Annotated in this window: 11 protein-coding genes; 8 read left to right on the top strand and 3 right to left on the bottom strand. The window is 69.4% G+C overall.

Annotation, left to right across the window (positions count from 1 at the left end; genetic code table 11):
* Positions 1–1,477 precede the first annotated feature (1,477 nt).
* The 6 genes from OG965_RS02420 (at position 1,478) to OG965_RS02395 (ending at position 9,833) form a co-directional block, all read left to right on the top strand.
* On the top strand, positions 1,478–3,043 hold the full coding sequence (locus OG965_RS02420; protein WP_371648582.1) for an AbfB domain-containing protein: 1,566 nt from the start codon (positions 1,478–1,480) through the stop codon (positions 3,041–3,043).
* A gap of 37 nt (positions 3,044–3,080) precedes the next feature.
* On the top strand, positions 3,081–3,626 hold the full coding sequence (locus tag OG965_RS02415) for an RICIN domain-containing protein (protein WP_371648578.1): 546 nt from the start codon (positions 3,081–3,083) through the stop codon (positions 3,624–3,626).
* 31 nt (positions 3,627–3,657) lie between these two features.
* Positions 3,658–4,215 carry an RICIN domain-containing protein gene (locus OG965_RS02410; protein ID WP_371648573.1) on the top strand — a complete coding sequence of 186 codons (558 nt, stop codon included), beginning with the start codon at positions 3,658–3,660 and terminating at the stop codon, positions 4,213–4,215.
* Positions 4,212–5,309 carry a hypothetical protein gene (locus OG965_RS02405; protein ID WP_371648570.1) on the top strand — a complete coding sequence of 366 codons (1,098 nt, stop codon included), beginning with the start codon at positions 4,212–4,214 and terminating at the stop codon, positions 5,307–5,309. Before OG965_RS02410 ends, OG965_RS02405 begins: the two co-directional genes overlap by 4 nt.
* 199 nt (positions 5,310–5,508) lie before the next feature.
* The gene (locus OG965_RS02400) at positions 5,509–9,423 is read left to right on the top strand and encodes a hypothetical protein (RefSeq protein WP_371648567.1); all 3,915 of its coding nucleotides are present in this window, start codon (positions 5,509–5,511) and stop codon (positions 9,421–9,423) included.
* Entirely contained in the window at positions 9,423–9,833 is a 411-nt protein-coding gene (locus OG965_RS02395) for a hypothetical protein (protein WP_371648564.1), read from the top strand. Before OG965_RS02400 ends, OG965_RS02395 begins: the two co-directional genes overlap by 1 nt.
* A 91-nt stretch (positions 9,834–9,924) precedes the next feature.
* On the opposite strand, the gene OG965_RS02390 is transcribed toward OG965_RS02395, so the two are convergent.
* A complete protein-coding gene (locus OG965_RS02390; RefSeq protein ID WP_371648561.1) occupies positions 9,925–10,053 on the bottom strand; it encodes a hypothetical protein in 129 nt (42 codons plus the stop codon).
* Positions 10,054–10,058: 5 nt separating this feature from the next.
* Here OG965_RS02390 and OG965_RS02385 point away from each other — a divergent pair, with 5 nt between their 5' ends.
* Positions 10,059–10,643: a DinB family protein gene (locus tag OG965_RS02385; protein WP_371648557.1), complete on the top strand. Its 585-nt coding sequence runs from the start codon at positions 10,059–10,061 to the stop codon at positions 10,641–10,643.
* Positions 10,644–11,579: 936 nt separating this feature from the next.
* On the opposite strand, the gene OG965_RS02380 is transcribed toward OG965_RS02385, so the two are convergent.
* Positions 11,580–11,738 carry a hypothetical protein gene (locus OG965_RS02380; protein ID WP_371648555.1) on the bottom strand — a complete coding sequence of 53 codons (159 nt, stop codon included), beginning with the start codon at positions 11,736–11,738 and terminating at the stop codon, positions 11,580–11,582.
* 13 nt (positions 11,739–11,751) lie between these two features.
* Positions 11,752–12,684, bottom strand: coding sequence for an FG-GAP repeat domain-containing protein (locus OG965_RS02375; protein WP_371648553.1), 933 nt, complete (start codon positions 12,682–12,684; stop codon positions 11,752–11,754).
* Positions 12,685–13,248: 564 nt separating this feature from the next.
* On the opposite strand from OG965_RS02375, the gene OG965_RS02370 reads away from it, so the two are divergent.
* Positions 13,249–14,967 (top strand): FG-GAP repeat domain-containing protein, encoded by a 1,719-nt coding sequence (locus tag OG965_RS02370; protein WP_371648551.1) that lies wholly within the window; start codon positions 13,249–13,251, stop codon positions 14,965–14,967.
* Positions 14,968–15,072 lie beyond the last annotated feature (105 nt).

Raw genomic sequence — 15,072 nt, 5'->3', positions numbered from 1 at the left:
CAGCCCGGCATTCCGTCCGAGTCATGTCCCGGCGTCACCCCGCGCGGGTGGTCCGACAGGTGCCGTGCCATGCGCCCAGCGCCACCGTCGGGTCAGCCCGCTGTGGAAACGGGACGTCCAACTGCCATGGTTCGGCAGGGCAGCGGCACCAGCTCGTACGGAGACCAAGTGCCGTCGAGGATACGGGGAGCGGGTTGGGGTCCATCATCAGGACCTCCTCCCCGAGCCCGAGCGTGCCGCACGCCCATGATCCGAGGGGGTGGACCGTGCACGGCACATCGAGCTCGGCCGCGGTCAGCGAGAGCCGCAGCGAATGCTGGTCCCAATCCCAGTAGGGGGTCCCGTGCCGCCGTGCTGGTACAGGCAGGCCGACGGGAGTTGGGCGGCGTTCTACCTCGTTCACGGGAAGTGCCCTTGGGACGGTGCGGTCCGCGTCTCCGGACAGTCTGCGATCGGCCTCGACGCCCGCACGCGAAGCGCCACGGGCGGGGCCCGGCACCCGGCGGGGCGCACCGCGGGACGGCGTGAAGAGGCGCAGGTGCCGATGCGCAGCCGGCCGAGCGAGGGAAGGGCGTTCCCCTGCTGGCGATTGCTGGGCCGATCCAGCCAAGCGAGTGGATTCGTTCCGTAGATGAGTCATCACTCTGGAGTGACAGCCTTGGCTGTCTACGTCTCTGTTGAGGCTGGGCGGGGCTGGGTGATGAGTGGCGCGTGGTTCCGCACCGCGAGCGTTCCCGTTACTCAACTCACTTTACGTTTCCTTCACTTGACTCTTGCATTTGCTGCTCATGGGACTTTGATTGTCTGCCCTGCCGCTTGGTCGAGCTGCCGTCATGTTCTATTTGGAATGGGGGATTCCACTGGCCAAAAGAAGATCATTATTCGACATATGGCGGATACGGTCATGGTGACTGGTTCATCCAGTCGACGGGGGTACGGGGTGAGCAGGGCGTTTGTGCCCCTTCATGCCGTGTGCGCCCGTCCTGAAGTTCGTTGACGGGGGTATGGGGGATGACCGTGGACCGGGAGTCCATGCGTGCGGTGGCTGCTGCTGCCGCACGGGTACTGCAGCCGGACTCGGGTTTCCCGCAGGTCAGTGCCGTGGCCGAAGGCATTCGGAATCGGCTGTCTGCCAGCATCGATCGCACTCACGCCATGCTCACCAGGCAGAGTCCTGGACTGTCGGCCCGGAACACGAGCGCCGTCAGTAGCGGCCCACGCGACGTCCGGGCTGCAGTACTCGATACCCCGTGAGGCGCTGAAACGCTCTCTCGTTGGCGAGAAACATCGCTCAGCGGTCCGGCAGGCCTTCCTGGCATCAGTTCACGTGTCCTGGTCGCGAGGGCTGATTTCACCGCGCGTTCGAGAACTACGAATTCCGCTCGGTGAGGCACCGGTGAAGCGCCTACTTCGCCATGACCGCTCTCCATATATCGGGTCACCCAGCATTGGGTACCAGAGGGGTTACTGACACAGCATGCACAACAGCCACATCACCTCCGCGCGTGTGCGGAAGATCGTCACTCGCGGCATCGTGGCCACCACCGCGCTGGCCGCCGTGACCGGAGCCGTCGTACCGGCCGCCGCCGCCGAGCAGCCCGCGAAGGCGAGCGCCCAGGCCGGTGCGGTGGGCACGACTGCCGAGCAGCGTATCGAGGCGGCGTCCAAGGTCGACTTCGATCCGCCGTCGGAGGTGCTCCTGCTCAACGACTACGACTTCATCCACGTGCTGTGGCAGAAGGCCAGGGACGGGGGCGACCGCATGGCGACGGTGCGTACCGCCGCGGAGGAGGCGATGCTCAGCTCCAAGCCCGAGGACCACGTGCGGTTCATCACGACGGGCATCGGTGAGGCGCGCAAGATCGACCAGAAGCGCGAGCGGGACAAGGCGGAGGCCGACCGTGCGGCCAGGCTCGCCAAGTCCCAGGCCCTGCTGGCGGTTGGCATCCCGAGCAGCCCGGAGCTGCTGGAGCTCAGCGATGACAACTTCGTCCGCGCCATCGTGAGGCACCCGGCCTCCGGGCCGGAGGTGCGGTCGGCGGGTGCCCGCGCGCTGGCCGGTGACGCGCCCGCCTGGCACGAGTTCATCGTGAACGGTGCCCGCGAGGCCCACAAGCGCGACGTCGAGAACGAGCTCAAGGAGATCGAGGAGAGGAATCGCCAGGAAGCCGAGCGCAAGCGGCAGCTGGCCGCCCGCAAGAACGTGGCGGCGCTCTTCCGCGTGACGCCGACCGAGGCCATGCTCGGCCTTGCCGACGACAACTTCATCCGCGAACTGCTGCGTGCGGCCCCGGCCGACGTCAAGGGCACCGAACTCCTCGCGGCCGCCCAGAAGGCGCTGCTCAGCTCCGACCCGGCCGCGTGGAAGAAGTACATCGACACCGGGGCCGACGAGGCGTACAAGCGTGACGACGAGAACCGCCGCAAGAAGATTGCCGAGGAGAACCGTCAGCTCGCCCGGCGCATCCAGGCCGCGGCGGAGAACGGCGGTGTGAACCCCAACCTGGTGGCCGCGGCGAAGAAGGCGCTGGCCGGGACGGACGAGGACGTCACCGCGTTCCTCAAGGACGAGAACCAGCACCGGGCGCGACGGCAGTCCTTCATGTCGTCCTACGTTACCGACGTGGGCTGGTACATCCGCAGGAACGCCGCCGACGGCGACGGGGCGTTCATCGCCCCGATGAGCTACGGGTTCAAGCAGGCCGACCGCGAGGACGCCAGCTGGGTCATCGTGCCCGCGCTGGCCAGCAACCCGGGCTGCTTCTCCTTCGAGTCGGTGAGCAAGCCCGGCTACTACCTGAGGAACGAGCACATCGGCGAGAACGTGCTGGTCGCCGGGGACGACGGCAGTGCGGAGTTCCGGGCGGACGCCTCCTGGTGTCCCCGCAAGGGCTTCAACGGGTACGGGAAGTCCTTCGAGCTCGCGAGCAAGCCGGGTGTGTGGCTGCGGAACTTCCAGGGGCGGCTCTACGCGATCACCCAGTACGGCACGGACTTCGACCGGGACTCCACCTGGATGGTCATCCCTCCGTACGCGGACTGACCGCTTCCTTCCTCTTGCCCCCGAACCCTCCACAGAGATGAACGGACTCGACATGTCCCGGACCGTCAGAGCCGCGCTGGCCGTCGGCGCCAGCGTCGCCGCCCTGGTCGGCAGCGTCACCACCGCCCAGGCGGACCCGTCCACGTCCCGCGCCTCGGCCGGCGCGTCGTCATACGTACGGCTCCAGGTCGAACACAGCGGCAAGTGCCTCACCATCCAGGACGGCGCCATCCGCAATGGTGCCTACGCGGTGCAGTCCACCTGCGACGCCAGTGCGGACCACCAGCTCTTCAGTCTGAAGCCCGCCGGGTCGGGCACCTTCGAGCTGCGGGCCAAGCACAGTGGCCGGTGCCTGGCCAGCTCCGACATCGAGGTCGGGCAGCAATGGTGCTTCGACGATTCCAGCCAGCGCTGGCGGCTGATGCTGGTCGAGGTCGCCAAGGACCTGTACGAGCTGAGACCCATGTCGGCTCCCGACCGCTGCCTGAACATCGACTTCTGGAAGCCCGAGGAGGACGGCACGCGCGCGATGACCTGGGAGTGCGGCCATGACCTCGCCCGCTGGCGCTTCCTGCCGGCCTGACGCCCACCGCCGAGAAGAAACGGAAATCACGATGGAAAAACTTCTCCGTTGCGCGCTGGCCGTCTGTGCCGGTGTCGCCGCGGTGGCCGCCGGCGCGACCACCGCACACGCGTCGGCGAGCACCGGCGCGCCCGCGTCCGCTGACACGATCGTCAACCTCCAGCTGGTGGGCAGCGACATGTGTCTGGACATCTCGGGTGTCGCTGACAACGGTGCGAAGGCCATCCAGTGGGCCTGCGACGGGTCCGACACCCAGAAGTGGCGCATGGTCCCCGTGGACAACTCCTCCTTCGAACTCCGGTCGGTGCGCAGCGGCAAGTGTCTCGAAGTCGAGAACAGCGGTACGCAGGTGGGAGCCGCTGTGCAGGTGTGGGAGTGCAGTGGGGGCAAGCAGATGCGCTGGCAGGCCGCCGTGGTCGACTACACCAACAGGAGCTACGAGTTTCGGGTCACCCACACGACCGAGCGCTGCCTGGACATCAACAACGGTGGCTTCCAGAACGGTGTGCGGACGAACGGCGTGGGCGCGCAGTCGTGGTCCTGCAACCAGAGCGATGCCCAGCTCTGGCAGATCAAGGTGGTCAAGTGACCGGCCGTGCACATCGGTGGCTCGTGCCCGTGCTGACGGCCGGATTGCTGGCGGGCGGGGGAGTGGTCGCCGGGACCGCGTCGGCCCGGGCCGTAGTCACCGCCGCGGACGACGGGGCGGCCGACCAGCCCTCGCCGGTCAGGTCCGCGGCGGCCCAGGCGGCCCGGGACCGAGTTCTGAAGATGGCGATGTCGAATCTGCCGTCCGAGATCCGTGTGTCGGCCTGGCTCGCGCTGCGCAGCTCGCGCGGCGACGAGGCGATCACGGAGTGGCTGGCGCCGGGAGGTGGGTTCGAGCTGGCCATGCAGCGGATGAAGGAGACCCGGAGCCGTAACCGCGCGTTCTGCGAGCGGGTGGCACGGACCCACACCGCGACCTTCGCCCCGGAAGTGCACGCGGCCGCGGAACGCGCCGTCAAGGGATCGGACGCGGACCGGGCGGCCTTCGTCAAGTCCGGTTATGCCGAGGCCCAGAAGCGCGACCGGGCGGTGCGGGAGGCAGATGCCCAGCACCGGCGGGAAGTCGTGGCGAAGGACCGGGAGTTCGTACGGGATGTCGCCGAGCGGGACCCGGGGGAGAACGTACGGGTCGCGGCGCAATGGGCGTTGCGGCCGTCGGCGACCGATGCGGACGTCACGGAGTTCTTCGGGTACGGCTGGGCGTCGGGCGCGACCCTGGATCTGGAGGGTTACCGGCTGCGGGGCGCGGAGGCTGAGACCGCACGGCACTACACCTTGTCCCGGTTGGTGGAGAAGGCCGTGGCTGCCGAGGCCGCGTTGAAGGATGCGGCCGACGCCGCGCGGGCGCGGGTCGAGGCGGAGGCGGCGTGGAAGGCGGTGGCCGACCACTCCGATACGGCTCGTCAGAGGTGGCTGGCCGAGCAGGAGGAGGCACGGGCGCAGGCCGAGAGCTGGCGGAACATCGCCAGGGTGGCGGGGGAGAGTGCCGACAGCCTCTGGAAGCACATCGCTGAGCCGGCCGAGGCCAACCAGGATTCCTGGGCGAGGGAACAGGCGGACGCGGCCGGTACGGCGGCGTTCTGGAAGGACATGTACGACCGAGCCCAGGACGGCGAGAGCCGCGTCAAGGGCTGACGAGGCGCGGTCGGCGGTGTGTCCCGTCGCCCGGGCCCCGTGATGGAGCCTGCGGTTTCTCTCGTTCCCCATGCCCCTGCCCGTGTGTGCGGGCAGGGGCTTCTTTTTCCCTTTTTCAGGAGGATTTTCCGTGATGGGTAGATTACGGCCGTGGGCCGGAAGAAGACGCGGTGCCGCGGGCGCGGTGGCGAGGAGGGCCGTGACCACGGCGGTCGTCGTGGCGCTGCTGGGCGGCACGGTGCAGCAGGCCATCGCCGCCACCGACCAGCCCGCGACGCGGCCGCTGTCGGCCCTGGCCCAGCGCACGGCAAGCGTGCCGGCCGCTCCCGCCAGGACCGCGGCCGAGCAGGCGAGTGACGACCGTGATCGTGAACTGGTCGAAATCTATGCGCAGTTCGATGAGGAAGAGGAGGTCAAGGAGGCCGCGAAGAAAGCTCTGGAGAGCACCGACCCGCATGCGATCCGGGAATTCCTGGAGCACGGCGAGTCCGAGGCCCGTCAACGCGCCAAGGAGAAGAAGGACGCCGCGGACGCCGACAACCGTCGGACGATCGAGGCGATGCGCGGCACGGGCGGCTCCTTCTTGGAGCAGGAGATCGACCGTGTTCTGAAGGGATCGCGGCAGGACCGGGCCGACTTCATCGCCTTCGGCGCGGAGATCGCGCGGCAGCGGGACAAGCAGACCGGGCAGAACGACAAGAAGCGCGCGGAAGAGAACCGCAAGCGGGTCGAGATGCTGGTGGCGTCCGGCGGTCCGGAGGTCAAGAAGGCCGCTCTGGCGGCACTCGCCTCCAACGACGACAAGGTGATCGCGGAGTTCCTGGAGAAGGGCTACCAGGTCGCCGCGCAGAAGGACGCCGACCGGCGGGCCGCCGAGGAGAAGGCCCAGAAGGAGGCCCAGGAGGCCGCCGAGAAGCTGCGGAAGCTGGCGGAGAACACCGCGCGCGCCGCAGAGGCCCGTACGAAGCTGATCGCCGCCCACGGCGATGCGGTGAAGGCCCTCAAGAACGCCTCGAACGCCATGAGTTCGGCGGCCGCACAGGCACGTCAGGCCGACCGGATGCTGGCTGCCGACCGGGCCGGCAAGCGGTCGTCGGACTACGGTCCGGTCAAGGCCGAGATCGCCCGGCAGGTCAAGAACGCGGACGAGGCGGCCAAGCAGGCCCAGGTCGCCGCGGGCCGCGCGAAGACGCAGGCCGATGTCCTGGTGGACACCGGTCTGACGCGCGGCGTGCAGTGGGCGGAGGTCGCCGAGGGCATCGCGTCGGCGGCGGCTGCCGCGGTCAAGGCCACGCAGACCGCGCAGCACGCGGTGGACGCGACGGCTGCCGACGCGGCAGGTCTCGGGGCCAAGAACCAGGCGGAGTTGCACGAGGAGCAGGCCAAGCAGTGGCGTGCGAACGCCGAGGAGCACGCGAAGGCCGCGGCGCAGCTGGCCGATGCGGCCGGTCGTCAGGCGAAGGTCGCCGCTGACGCCGCCGTAAAGAGCAGGCAGGCGCGCATCGACGCCGAGAAGGCCGAGCAGGAAGCCTGGGAGCACGCCAGGAAGACCCGCGAGGCCCGCGCGGAGGCGCAGCGCCAGGCGAAGATCGCCGCGGAGCAGCGGGCGATCGCCGAGCACGAGCGCGCCCTGGCCGCGGAAGCCCGTGCGCGGGCGGAACGCGAGCGGAACAACGCCGCCGCGGCGCGGGCGCGGGCCGAGGCCGAGGCCCGTACGGCCGCCGCCAAGCGTGCGGAGGCCCAGGCGGCCGCCGCTGACGCCGCTGCCGCGCGGGAGCGGGCCGCCGTCCAGGAGGGCAAGTCCGCCACCGCGGACGAAGCCGCTCGCGGCGACGAGGAGAAGGCGCGCGAGGCGCGGAACAAGGCGTTCGACGCCGAGCGCGAGCACAAGGCCGAGGAGGCCCGGGCCCGGGCGACCGAGGCGTACGCCGCCGCGGCCCAGGGCACGCAGGACGCCGCGGCCGCACGGACCGCCGCGACCGAGGCGCGGTCCGCGGCCAATGCCGCGGGCCAGGCTGCCGGGCGGGCCCGTACCGCCGCCGACGAGGCGAGCGGTGCGGCCATGCGGTCGCGCTCCGCCGCCATCGCGGCTGACGGTGCCGCCGCCCGTGCGCGGGCCGCGGCCGCCGAGGCGTCCGCGCATGCCGCGCGGGCGAACGAGGCGGCGAACAAGGCGGAGGCCGCCGCTGCCGCCGCCAATCAGGCCGCGACGAAGGCCGCTTACGAGGCGTCGGCCACGCACGCCGCCGCCCTGCGGGCCGACCACAAGGCTGCCGAGGCGACGGCTCAGGAAGCCCGTGCGGGCATGGCCGCGCACGAAGCGGCCCGCCTGGCGGGTCTCGCGGCAGTCGAGGCGAATGGTGCCCTGCAGGCGGCCAACCGTACGAAGGACGAGGCGGATGGCGCCAACCGTGAGGCGGCGATGGCGCAGATCCAGGCCACGGTCGCGGTTCAGGCGTCGATGTCGGCGCGTTCGACGGCCGCGGGTATCGCCGATCCGGCGAACTCGGCCATCGAGCTGACGGCTCCCTTCTCCGGCCAGGACCTCGACGCGGACTTCGCCGCAGCGGTGGCCAAAGCCGCCTTGGAGATGGGCGCGGAGCAGGTCAAGTCGGCCGAGGCCAAGGCGAACGAGGCGGTCAAGGCCGCCGAGGCCGCCGAGGCGGCGGCGAGCCGTGCCAACGCCCAGGTGGCACCGGCCTTCAAGGCCGCAGCCAACGCGGCGCGCTCGTCTGCGGACGCGGCCCGTTCCTCCGCCGACGCCCTCAAGTCGGCGGCCCAGGCGGCCGAGGAGGCAGCGCAGGCCCGTGCGGCCGCAGCCCGCGCCAACGAGGCAGACGCTCAGGCGCAAACGGACGCCCGTGACGCCCGCCAGGCGGCCAACGACGCGTACGCGGACGCGAACGCGGCCCGTAACGCTGCCACCACTGCCGAGGCGGAGGCCCAGCGCGCCCGCGACGCCGCCACCCGGGCGGAGAACGAGGCCGCCGCCGCCAACAGCGCCGCCACCACGGCGGAGAAGCAAGCGGCCATCGCCCAGGGCGCGGCCAAGCAGGCGGAGAAGGACGCCGCCGACGCGGGCAGGCTGGCCGATTCCGCCGAGGAGCACGCCAAGTCCGCGGAGACGGCGGCGAAGAACGCCGACACCTACGCCAAGGAAGCCGACGAGGCGGCCAAGAACGCCGAGCAGTACCAGCGCGATCAGGAGCGCAAGGCTCGCGAGGAAGCCGCCCGGAAGGCCTCGGAGGCCCATGACGTGCCCGCGTCGGGCTCGGAACTGGACCAGGCGCTCAAGGAGCTCAATCTCACCCGCGAGCAGTACGAGGAGGCCAAGGACCTCTCGGGCAAGGACCTCATCGACTACTTGATGGAGAACGGCGCCGAGCTCCTGGTCGAGCTCTTCCTGGAGGACATCAAGGCGTGCATCGACGACCCCGACATCCCGACGTGCCTCTGGGCGATCGTCCAGAACATCGGGCCCGGCAAGCTGCTCAAGATCGGCAGCAAGCTCCCGAAGATCACGAAGGCCATTTGGGGCATCAACAAGTTCCTCGACAAGATCGCCGCGGCGAAGAAGCGGTTCAAGAAGGTCGAGGAAGCCGTCGAGCGGGTGCAGAAGAAGATTCCGGACTGCGACCGGGACAAGCCGAAGCCCAAGGGCAAGGGGGTCGCCAGGCTCACCCGCAGCGGCGGCGCGAAGGACGCGGTGAAGGACATCGTGTGCGGCGAGACCGAGTTCTTCACCGTCCAGGACAAGGCCGACGCGGCTCGACTCCGGGCCGGCGGCCACCCGTTCCCGACCGAGCCGCACCGGGCACACTTCGGCCCCGGCGTCTATGCATGGGGGAGCCGGGCCGAGGCCGTGGCCTACGCGGCCAACAAGCCGGGCTCCGAGATCATGCGGTTCACGATCAGCAACGTGGCCCTGGCCACGCTCCCGCAGGCCCACCTGGGCCTTATGTCGGACGACGCCGCGACGGAGTTCATGGAAAAGTACAGTCTCCTGTGGGACGGGAAACCCAACCACGGCCTGAGTTACATCACCCGACCGACGGCCAAGGGCACGGAGAACTACTTCGCGTCCACGGTCTTCCTCATCCTGAAATTCGACTGATGACAGAATCCAGAACCTACATCTACAAGCTCCTGAAAGGGCCCTGGGGCGTCAGGATTTCGCTGACCGCGCAGGTTGTCCACGGAGAGCCGTCGGAAGGCGAGCGCGTGTCCGCCGAGGTGCCTGTGTGGATCGCCTTCGAGGAAACGGCTTCCGGACTCGACGAAGCCGTCAAGACGGGATTGCGTGACGGCCTCGCGGCGGTCGCCTCCGAGGTGTCGGACAGCGTGGGGGGCGCCCCTGCCACCGTAGTCATCCACCGGATGTCCTACGTCGAGTCGGACTTCCAGGAGGAGGGTGTCCCGGTGGCGATGTGCCGTTGGGCCGAGGAAGAGTTCAGTCTTCCTCCGCGCCGGATCGACGCATCGTTCGACCGGGTGGCCAACCGCTATTCCTTCGACTGGCGCTGACCCTTCCACGGCGGTTGCCCTGCTGCTCCACTGGGCGGGGCAACCGCACTACCGTGGCGGCGAGAATGGCGGTGATGCCTTGGAGGGTGTCTCACGTGGCACGTTTCGCGAGCTTCTTGTAGCCGGTCAGGGCGGCGGCCATGGCCGGGCCTCGGCTCTGCCAGTCGTTGCGGACCACGTACGGGATCTTGAGACCACGAGCAGCCCATGGCAGGCTCATGCCGCATGATCGATGAATTCGCGAAAGACAACCTGCACGGGAGACTGCGGCGGGACCGCAAGGCGCTGCTCTGGAAACTCGACGGCTTGTCCGAATACGACGCCCGCCGGCCTTTGACAGCGACCGGGACCAACCTCCTCGGCCTGGTCAAACACGTGGCCACCGTCGAGGCCAGGTACTTCGGCGAGGTCTTCGACCGCCCTTCCCCGCAACCGCTGCCCCGGTGGCAGGACTCCGACGGCAGCGATCAGTGGGCGACCGAGGACGAGACCCGCGATCAGATCATCGGGTTCTACCGGCGCACGTGGGAACACTCGGACGCGACGATCAACGAGCTTCCCCTCGACGCCCCCGGCCACGTGCCGTGGTGGCCGGAGCCTTATCCCAACACAAACCTGTTCGCCGTCATGGCCCATGTCCTCGGCGAGTCCACCCGGCATACCGGGCACGCCGATATCCTGCGCGAGGGCCTCGACGGCCGGACCGGGTTGCGCGCCGAACACGAGACGCAGACCGACGAGGAAGCCCGTACAGCCCACTGCGCGAAGATCGAGCAGGCCGCCAGGACGGCCGCACCAATCAAGACTTAGCTTCGCACTTCGCGAAGACAGCTCGCGAATCAGTACATCATCACGACTCCCATCTGCGTGTGGGCCGATCACTACACCTACGGCGAAGTCGCCGTCTTCGACCCCGGGGCACTGCGCAACGGAGGCACCGGGGTCAGCTTCGGTGAGAACGCCGACACTGCCGCCAGGATCCGCAACGACGCCCGTGTACCCCGCTGATGCCCTGAGACGGCGATGCACTGTTGTGGCACGTCTTCCGGGCCCCGGCTACGGGAGTCGGGGGAGCCGCTGTGCGTGCCCGGCCGCCTTGGCGGCCGCGAGCGATCGTGACCAGGGCGATGACGCGCTGATCTCCCAGAAGGAAGTCCGCAGCCGTCTTCTTGCGGACCTCCAGGGCAGGGCCGTGGTCATAGCCCGCCAACATCGGCGGCTGGCAGATGTACAGGCCGTGCCGCCTGGAACACAACCGCAGTGGGAGCGGTGTGATCCTGCGGGACGGCGCCACCGGATCACAGGCATGGACTCAAGACAACAGGCGGATGGACCGTCTACCAGCACGGCCTGCTGCGCCTGCGGGACCAGGTCGAAGTAGCGCTGTAGACCTGGCAGGCAGCAGGAGTACCCGAGCTCACGGAGTTCGGAATGACCGCGACTGCAGAGCAGCAGACCATCTGCTGGGATCCCCGGACGGGCCTCGCTGGCAGCTGCCTGTCTGAACCGCCCCAGCTGCCGCCGGGACCGACGGGCACGGCGGTCCACCGACTATCGCCGCTTCACTTCCCGGCGCCGCCGTCCGCTTCGTCGTGTTCGCCGGGCGCCCGCGCGGCTCGGCAGCGGACTCGGCACGGTCGCCGGGAGGCCGGAGCGCTCGTCTCCGTCCGCTCGACGGGCGCGTTGCAAACAGCGGTGCGCCCAGCCGGATCCTGGCCGAGCGCACCGCCGGCTGCAACGCAGCGTCTAGAACAGGGTGTTGTAGGTGTTCCAGCCGCCACCGATCCGAGCACGGGAGGCGGGCTGGCCGCTGCTGGTGCCGTCGTAGCAGTACAGGGTTCCGCTGCTGTCGCGGGCGAGCAGGTCACCGCGGCCGTCGCCGGTGAAGTCGTGGCAGCACGGCACCTGCCCACTCCGGTCAGATCAGGTTGTAGATGTTGTAGCCCCAGCCGATCTTGACGCGGTTGTCGAACGGGTCGGCGCTGTCGCCGTTGCCGGAGTAGCGCCACAGCGTGCCGTCGTTGCCGCGGGCGGCGAGGTCGGTGCGGCCGTCGTTGTCGAGGTCGCCGACGGAGAGGATGCGGTTGTAGGTGTTCCAGCCGCCGCCGATCCTCGTGCGCTGGTTGAACGGGTCGTTGCGGTCGCCGCTGCCCTTGTAGAACCAGAGCACACCGGCCTTGTCACGGGCGACGATGTCGGTGAAACCGTCGCCGTCCAGGTCGCCCTGTCCGGCGATCTCGGTGTACTGCCCCCACCCGCCGCCGATCTTCGTGCGGGCGGTCACGCGGCCGTCCGCGTAGCCGAGGTAGAGCCACAGCACCCCCGCCTTGTCACGGGCGATGATGTCGGCCTCGCCCGCACCGGCGAGGTTGCCGGGAAAGAGGACCTTGTCGTAGATCTGCCAGCCGCCACCGATGTCCTTGGTGTCCAGCGTCAGTTCCGAGACGTGGTACGTGTACGACAGCAGGCCCGACTTGTCGACGTGCCAGGTGCTCTCGCCGTAGCCGTCCTTGTCGTTGTCGACGTGGCCCTGGAACGCCTCGAAGTCATAGCCGACCCCGACGTCGTAGCGCTTGTCGAAGCCGCCCTGGCGGTCCGCGAAGTACAGGTAGAGGTTGCCGGACTTCTTGTCGACGGCCGTCATCGAGAACGTGGGCGTCTCCACACGCTTCTTCGCGGCGGCGCGCGGAGCGGCAAGACCCTGGGAGCCGTGGGCGCGGTGCTGGGCATCGGCCTGGGCGCGCAGTTCCCTGGCGTCGGTCGGGTTCCCGGCCGCGAACGCGGTAGCGGCGGTGGCAGCCATCACCGTGGCGATGGCGGTCGCGGCCAGTGCGCGTGGAATGAACTTCATGAACAAGCCCCCCGGCTGTCGTGAATGGGCGCGATTGGTCTGTACCGCGCTATACGCCGTGCACTCTATACAGGGCCTTCACGTGCCACACACACGGGTTCCCTGATGTTCACGCAGGCGAACACGCCAGAGCGGCAGGGGTCGCCAGGGCGGAGGCCGTCGTACGGCAGCGTGCACGGCCAAGGAGGATGACGTGCGCCCGTGGTGGATCGTGGCCGGGATACGCAACGCTGGGCCAAGCCGCATCAGTTTCTACGACTCCGCCCCGGGCGCCCTGCCCGCCGGCGATACCCCCAATATCCTGGCCGGGTGCCCTCCGGGCGGTCCTCGCCGGCCGTGCGGCCCTTACGGCTCGGTATTCCCTTCAACTACCTGTGTGTCGGCTGTATGCTGCATTCACATTTCCGGGGGGATTTGGTATTTCTGCGCGCGGCCGCACATGGACCTGGCGTCTGCGGCGACGCGCCATGCGGTCCGCCAGGAGTGCTTCTGTGCGCTCCGCTCGCCTCGTGAGCCGTGGCGGATCCGACCCGGTTTCACCCGTGTATTCCCTGGGGGGAAATTTTGTCTTCTTCGCGCGCCCTGCGCACCGGCCGTCTCGCGGCCTGCACCGCCCTCGCCCTGTCGGCCGGGATGCTTCTGTCCGGCACGGCGTCGGCCGATGGGGCACCGGTGGCGCCTCACACGGCAGCCGTTCCCGCCCAGCCCGAGCCCGCCCACCCTTCGGGGACCCTCCCCGGCAGGACCGGCCACCGCCTGACCGGGGCGGCAGCAGTCGGCGCGGTCAAGCCCCGGTTCGACCTGGACGGCAACGGCGTCTCCGAGCTCCTCTACCGCACGCCCAGCGGCAAGTGGTGGCTGCAGCAGTTCAAGGGGGCGGACGAGTCGGAATACGCGTTCCCGTACCGCGAGAACGAGTGGCTGAAGGACGTCATCACACCGGGCGACCTCACCGGCGACGGGCGCCCCGACGTGCTGGCGCTGTCGTCGAACGGCACCATCGCCCTGTACGCGGAGGCGACCACCACCTCCGCAGGCATCCCCGGCTGGTCGAGCGGCGGCTGGAACGCGTACAACAAGCTCATCGCCCCCGGCGACGTCACCGGGGACGGCAAGCCCGACCTGCTGGCCCGCACCCCGGGCGGCGACCTGTACCTCTACCCCGGCACCGGGAACGCGGGCGGCGACCCGTTCGCCGCCAAGGTCAAGGTCGGCGGCGGCTGGCAGGCCTACGACCAGCTGCTCGGCGCGAACGACGTCAACGGCGACGGCATCGCCGACGTCCTGACCCGCACACCCGGCGGAGACCTGTACTTCTACGCCGGCACCGGCAACGCCGCCGCCCCGCTCACGAGCCGGGTCAAGCTCGGCGGCGGCTGGAACACGTACAACCAACTCTTCAGCATCGACGACGTCAACGGTGACGGCCACGCGGACCTCTACGGCCGTGCCCAGAACGGCACGGCCTACATGTACCTCGCCGACGGCAAGGGCAACTTCCAGGACCGGCGCAAGTGGGGCGACGGCTGGAACATCGCGTCCTCGTTCAACACGTCGAGCGCCAATCCCTTCACCGGCAAGAGCGAGATCCTGGCCCGCAACACCCAGGGCACGCTGTTCTACTACCCCGCCCTGAACAACGGCCAGCTGGGCAGCCGCCAGCAGGCGGGCGACAGCGGGGGCTGGGCGGGCGCCGACATCCGGTTCGCCTCCTCGCTCGACGCCAACGGCCAGCCGGAACTGCTGGAGATCGCCGACAACTGGCTCTACAACGAAAGCAACGGGGTCAGCGCCGGCTGGAGCCGCTACAACCTCGTCATCGGTCCCGGCGACCTGAACAACGACGGTCAGGGCGACCTGCTGGCCCGCGACGGCTCCGGCACCCTGTGGCTGCAGCGCGGCAACGGGACGGGCACCGGCTTCGCCTCCCGCCTGAAGGTCGGCGGCGGCTGGAACGCCTACGACAAGATCGTCGGTGCCGGTGACCTCACCGGAGACGGCCTCGCGGACATCGTGGCCCGCACCGGCGACGGCAAGCTCTACCTCTACCCGGGAACGGGTGTGTCCACCTCGCCGTTCAAGTCCCGCGTGTACGTCGGCGGTGGCTGGCAGCAGTTCAAGAACCTCGCCGCCCCCGGCGACCTCAACGGCGACGGCCGCGCCGACCTCCTCGCCACCAACTCCCGCGGCGAGCTGTTCCGCTACACCTCCAACGGCTACGGCGGCTTCGAGTCCCGCGTGAAGCTCGGCGGCGGCTGGAACACCTACCGCGACGTGTACTAAACCCCGCAGCGGGCAGACCCCAGACCCCTGCCATCACACACAAGTGCCCCGGCACCGGGTGACCTCACGTCACCCGGTGCCGGGGCACTCGCACTAGGGCCTGTG

This window comes from Streptomyces sp. NBC_00224 (assembly GCF_041435195.1).
Classification (GTDB): domain Bacteria; phylum Actinomycetota; class Actinomycetes; order Streptomycetales; family Streptomycetaceae; genus Streptomyces.
The sequence above is the reverse complement of the archived record's forward strand: the minus strand, read 5'-3'. Positions and strand labels throughout refer to the sequence as shown.